General features: G+C 37.8%; 4 protein-coding genes, 1 pseudogene and 1 other annotated feature. All 5 genes and pseudogenes read left to right on the top strand.

Going from position 1 to position 6,109, the window contains the following annotated elements; all coding sequences use genetic code 11:
- Positions 1-994: tRNA uracil 4-sulfurtransferase ThiI (gene thiI / locus RT405_RS00355; protein WP_313466715.1), on the top strand; the 994-nt coding region annotated here is incomplete at its 5' end.
- A 220-nt stretch (positions 995-1,214) separates the two neighbouring features.
- Positions 1,215-1,871 carry a redox-sensing transcriptional repressor Rex gene (locus tag RT405_RS00350; protein ID WP_313466714.1) on the top strand — a complete coding sequence of 219 codons (657 nt, stop codon included), beginning with the start codon at positions 1,215-1,217 and terminating at the stop codon, positions 1,869-1,871.
- Between the two features lie 79 nt (positions 1,872-1,950).
- Positions 1,951-2,442 (top strand): thiol peroxidase, encoded by a 492-nt coding sequence (tpx, locus tag RT405_RS00345; protein WP_313466713.1) that lies wholly within the window; start codon positions 1,951-1,953, stop codon positions 2,440-2,442.
- 168 nt (positions 2,443-2,610) lie between these two features.
- Positions 2,611-2,845 (top strand) — a binding site (T-box leader).
- 85 nt (positions 2,846-2,930) lie between these two features.
- Positions 2,931-5,576, top strand: a complete 2,646-nt coding sequence (locus RT405_RS00340; protein ID WP_313466712.1) for a valine--tRNA ligase — start codon at positions 2,931-2,933, stop codon at positions 5,574-5,576.
- 125 nt (positions 5,577-5,701) lie between these two features.
- Positions 5,702-6,109: pseudogene (locus RT405_RS00335) on the top strand (bifunctional folylpolyglutamate synthase/dihydrofolate synthase); the annotation flags it as partial.

The raw sequence follows: 6,109 nt of genomic DNA, 5'->3' as shown, positions 1-6,109 counted from the left end.
TTCTCCTGTTATGCGCCTTGAACGAGAAATGGAACAAGTGAAGGCAACCGCTGTAGCAATGGTTCAAGAATTATACAAAGAAGGCCAAACTTTTAAAATTTCAACTCGGCGATCTGATCATGATTTTGAATTAGACACAAATGAAATCAATCAATTACTAGGTTCAGAGGTTCTGAGAGAAGTGGAAGGAATCAAAGTTCAAGTTAAAAACCCTGATATCAATATACGTGTAGAAATACGCAAAGAAGGAATTTTTCTTTCCAGTCAAACAATTTTAGGAGCAGGTGGATTACCAGTTGGATCAAGTGGGAAAGGCATGTTGATGCTGTCAGGCGGAATCGATTCACCAGTCGCTGGTTATTTAACAATGAAACGAGGCGTAGAAGTGGAAGCTGTTCACTTTCATAGTCCTCCTTATACAAGTCCTCGCGCTTTGCAAAAGGCAAAAGATTTGACCTCGAAAATGGCTGCTTTTGTTGGCAGTATTCAATTTATTGAAGTGCCATTTACAGAGATTCAAGAAGAAATTAAAAAAAGTGTACCAGAAGGATACCTGATGACAGTTACACGCCGTATGATGATGCGCATTACAGACCGCATTCGTGAAGAACGAAATGGGTTAGCTATTATCAATGGAGAATCTCTGGGTCAAGTTGCATCTCAGACATTGCACAGCATGATTGCTATTAATGATGTCACCACTACGCCGGTCATTCGACCAGTAGTTTCCATGGATAAAAACGAAATTATCGAAGTAGCCCAAAAAATTGATACATTTGAGTTATCGATACAACCATTTGAAGATTGTTGTACAATTTTTGCGCCGCCTGCCCCTAAGACAAAACCCGACTTAGAAAAAGCAAGACAATATGAAGCACGATTAGACATAGAAGGCTTGATTCAGCGGGCGATGGATCACTTGGTTATCTCAAAAATCAAAGTAGGCGATACATTAGAAGAGCAACAAAAAGAAGCTTTTTCTGATCTTCTTTAAAGAAAATTACTGCTGTATTATTTTTATGTAACTAAAAGAAAGACCAAAAGATGAGGTTAAACTCATCTTTTTTTATTTTATTGATTAAAAGTAAAAATATAAAAGAATCTGTGGTATACTGGTTATAAAATTAAATGTGATTTTAATCACAAAATCGTTGTAAAGTGCACTTCTAAATGATATGATTCAAAGAAATAGACTTGTAAACGGAGGAGTTTCAATGGAAAAGAAACAACTAGAACGACATATCCCCAAAGCGACTGCTAAAAGGCTGCCGCTATATTATCGCTGCTTGAATAAATTGAAAGAAAGCGGAATTAAACGGATAAAATCAAAGGAATTAAGTCAAATAACGCAAATTCCTTCTGCAACAATTCGTCGTGATTTTTCTCACTTTGGAGAATTAGGCAGAAGCGGTTATGGCTATGAAGTAGAATACGTGACGGAAATATTTCATGACTTATTAAATGTGAATAAAATCGTTAATATTGCTTTGATGGGAGTAGGAAACTTAGGAAAGGCATTGATTGCAAATAATTTTAGCAAAGACAATAACTTGAAAATTACATGCGGTTTTGAAATCAATAAAGAAAGTACTGGAAAAGTATTGTCTGGCGTGCCTATTTATTCTATTGAACAAATGTCCGAGATTCTTGACCGTGAAGAGATAGATGTAGCTATCTCTACTGTTCCAAGTGAGTCTTCACAAGATGCTATAAACATGCTAGTTGATGCAGGAGTTACAGCGATCTTAAATTTTGCTCCAGGTAGAGTAAAAGTACCAGAAAACATTGATATCCGATACATTGATCTCACTAGTGAAATTCTGACTTTAGTTTATTATGATGGCTGGCTGCTTCCGCAAAAGGCGAAATAAAAAGTGAGATAGTTGCTTTTTCTATTTTAGACCACGTATACTTAGTAAGAAGTAGTCAGATAAATAGGAGTGAGGATAAATGGAATTTACAAGAAAAGGAACACCGCTTAAAGTAGAAGGTACACAACCTGCAGTAGGAGAACAAGCACCAGACTTCTCTCTAAAAAATTTGAAAGATGAAACGATTGGGTTAAGTCAATTCAAAGGGAAAGTCGTATTAATCAGCGTTGTACCTGATATTGATACGCGTGTTTGTGCAATTCAAACTAAAGCTTTTAATGCAGATGCAAATGATATTGAAGGCGTGCAGCTGATAACTGTTTCAACAAATACAAAAGAGCAGCAAGAAAAATGGTGTGCCGGAGAAGGTATTGAGATGGAGATGCTTCATGATACAGATCAAACATTCGGTAAAACTTATGGGATAGCTATTCCTGAATTAAATGCACTAGTACGTTCAGTGTTTGTCATTGATGGAGCTGGCAAACTAGTCTATAAAGAAGCTGTTGCAGAAATGGTTGAGGAACCGGATTACGACAAAGCGATTGAAGCGGCAAAAGCAGCTCGCTAAAATGAACAGCAAATTAAGAAAAGGTTCAAGCCCGCCTAGACCTCGTAAAAATAGGGAATACGACTTGGGGGCAACGTTCCTTTCGTCGAATACAGAAAATTTATCCTACCCTAAATTTAAAAAACAGGATTGAATTCACACCTTTTCAATGCTAGAATAAGACATACTTAAAAAGCGATGAACAAGAAGAGTAATGTTATTTTTGGTTTAGTAGAGAAAAGAACAGATGGTGGAAGTTCTTAACCAAAATAAGATGAAGGTAGCTTGGGAGCTGACAGGGCGAAAAAAGAGTAGCTTTGTACGGAGTGGCGTTACGTTAAAAACGTGAAGTGAGAGGTATATCCAATAATAAAGGATGTGCAAACTAGGTGGTACCGCGAATAACAAAGCATTCGTCCTAATAATGATTAGGATGAGTGCTTTTTTTGTTTTATCCATTAATCGCTTTTTAATCGCTTTGAAAAAAATAAGAAAAGAGGGTATAAGATATGACGGATGAATTAAAAATGCCGACGAAATACCAGCCAAAAGAAGTGGAAGCAAATCGTTATGAAAAATGGCTAGAAAAAGATCTATTTAAAGCAAGTGGAGATAAGACCAAAGAACCTTATTCTGTTGTAATCCCGCCACCCAATGTTACGGGGAAATTACATTTGGGGCATGCGTGGGACACGACTTTACAGGATATTATTGTACGGCAAAAACGTATGCAAGGTTATGATACTTTATGGCTACCTGGAATGGATCATGCAGGAATTGCCACACAAGCTAAAGTAGAAGAAAAATTAGCTGAAGAAGGTATTTCTCGTTATGACTTAGGGCGCGATAAATTTATCCAAACAGTTTGGGACTGGAAAGAAGAATATGCTAGTGTTATTCGGGAACAATGGGCAAAAGTTGGTATATCTGTTGATTACAGTCGCGAACGGTTTACGTTAGATGATGGCTTATCAGAAGCTGTTAAAAAAGTATTTGTTACAATGTATGATAAGAAATTGATTTACCGCGGCGAATACATCATCAACTGGGATCCGAAAGCTAAAACAGCGTTATCTGATATTGAAGTTATCCACCAAGATGTTGAAGGAGCTTTTTACCACATGAGCTACCCGTTAACAGATGGCAGCGGAACTGTCGAAATTGCTACTACACGTCCTGAAACAATGCTAGGTGACACTGCGGTTGCAGTGCATCCTGAAGATGAACGGTATCAAGAGTTGATTGGGAAAACTGTTTTGTTGCCGTTAATGAACCGTGAAATCCCAATTATTGCAGATGAGTACGTTGAAATGGATTTTGGTACCGGGGTCGTTAAAATCACACCAGCTCATGACCCTAACGACTTTGAAGTCGGAAACCGTCATGATTTAGCTCGAATCAATGTGATGCATGAAGATGGTACGATGAATGAGTTAGCTGGTAAATATGCTGGTATGGATCGTTTTGCAGCTCGTAAAGCAGTCGTTAAGGACTTGGAAGCAGAAGGCCGTTTGATCAAAATCGAGAAAATGGTTCACAGTGTGGGACACTCTGAACGGACTGGAGTAGTAGTTGAACCGCGCTTATCGACACAATGGTTTGTTAAAATGGAAACTTTAGCAAAAGAAGCTATGGATAATCAAGAAACAGAGAACAAAGTGAATTTTGTGCCTGAACGTTTTGAGAACACGTATATGCGTTGGATGGAAAATGTCCATGACTGGGTTATTTCGCGTCAATTATGGTGGGGACATCGTATTCCTGCATGGTATCACAAAACGACCGGAGAATTGTATGTTGGTATGGAAGCACCAGAAGACAGCGACAATTGGGTTCAAGATCCTGATGTATTGGATACTTGGTTTAGTTCAGCTTTATGGCCGTTCTCAACAATGGGATGGCCAAATGAAGAAGCAGAAGACTTTAAGCGTTATTTCCCTACGAATACCCTAGTTACCGGCTATGATATTATTTTCTTCTGGGTCAGCCGGATGATCTTCCAAAGTTTAGAGTTTACTGGAAAAAGGCCGTTTAAGAATGTGCTGATTCATGGACTGATCCGTGATGAAGACGGACGCAAAATGAGCAAATCGTTAGGCAACGGAATCGATCCAATGGATGTAATCGATCAATACGGTGCGGATGCATTGCGCTGGTTCCTATCGAATGGATCTGCTCCTGGGCAAGACGTACGATTTAGTTATGACAAAATGGATGCTGCTTGGAATTTTATCAATAAAATTTGGAATGCCAGCCGTTTTGCCTTGATGAATATGGAAGGTTTCACAGTTGAACAAATCAAGTTAACAGGTGAAAAAACAGTAGCAGATCGTTGGATTCTGACAAAATTAAATGAAACTGTTGCAAAAGTTACTGATCTATTTGAGCAATTTGAATTCGGTGAAGCTGGACGTTATTTATACCACTTTATTTGGGATGATTTTTGTGACTGGTACATTGAAATGAGTAAAGAAGTGCTATTTGGTGAAAATGAGCAAGCTAAACAAATGACTAGAAGCATTTTAGCTTATGTTTTGGATCAAACATTGCGTCTTTTACACCCGATTATGCCTTTTGTTACTGAAGAGATATGGGAAAACATTCCTCATGTTGGCGAATCATTAGTAGTTGCAGAGTACCCAGTCGTACATCCTGAATTATCAGACGAAAAGGCAACTAAAGGGATGGATGTATTGATGGAATTGATTCGTGCAGTTCGTAATATCCGTTCTGAAGTAAACACACCTTTGTCGAAAAAAATAGAATTGCTGATCAAAACAAATGATGAGACCATCGAACAATTTTTAAACGAAAATGTCTCTTATATTGAACGTTTCTGCAACCCTGAAACACTAGTAATCTCAAGCAATGTAGAAGCTCCAGATACAGCAATGACCGCTGTGATTACAGGGGCTGAAATTTATCTTCCTTTAACCGGCTTAATCAATTTGGAAGAAGAAATTACACGTCTTGAAAAAGAGCTAGATAAATGGGATAAAGAAGTGAAGCGTGTAAAAGGGAAATTGGCTAATGCAAAATTTGTGAATAAAGCGCCAGAAGCTGTAGTGGCAGCTGAAAGAGCCAAAGAAACTGAATATCTCGAGAAATACACAATCGTTCAAGAACGGATTACAGTATTAAAAGCACAACTTTAATCAAATAAATTTGTTGAAGAACCTGTCTTTCATTAAAGTGAAAGACAGGTTTTTTGAATACCATATTCAATAGGAGTAGTTTATAATGGGTAAGGATGTCAGTATAAGAAATGGTGGGTTGCTTAATGTTTGAAACATATGAAGAAACATTAAATTGGATACATGGAAGAAAAGTGTTCGGGATGAAGCCCGGTTTGAAAAGAATGGAATGGATGTTAGAGAAACTGGATTTTCCCAATAAGAAAATCAAAGCAATTCATGTGGCCGGGACAAATGGGAAAGGCTCTACAGTTACTTTTTTAAGAAATATGCTGCAAGCTAATGGTCAAGTAGTTGGAACATATACATCGCCGTATATTGAACTCTTCAATGAACGCATCAGCGTTAATGGAGAACCTATTTCAGATAAAGAAATCATACGATTAGCCAACATTGTATACCCGTTAGCTTGTGAACTTGAAGAAACGGAATTAGATGGGCCGAGTGAATTTGAAATTATCACTATGATGATGTTTGTTTATTTCGGTGAAGGT

This window comes from Carnobacterium sp., from assembly GCF_032094055.1.
Taxonomy (GTDB): domain Bacteria; phylum Bacillota; class Bacilli; order Lactobacillales; family Carnobacteriaceae; genus Carnobacterium_A.
The sequence above is the reverse complement of the archived record's forward strand: the minus strand, read 5'-3'. Positions and strand labels throughout refer to the sequence as shown.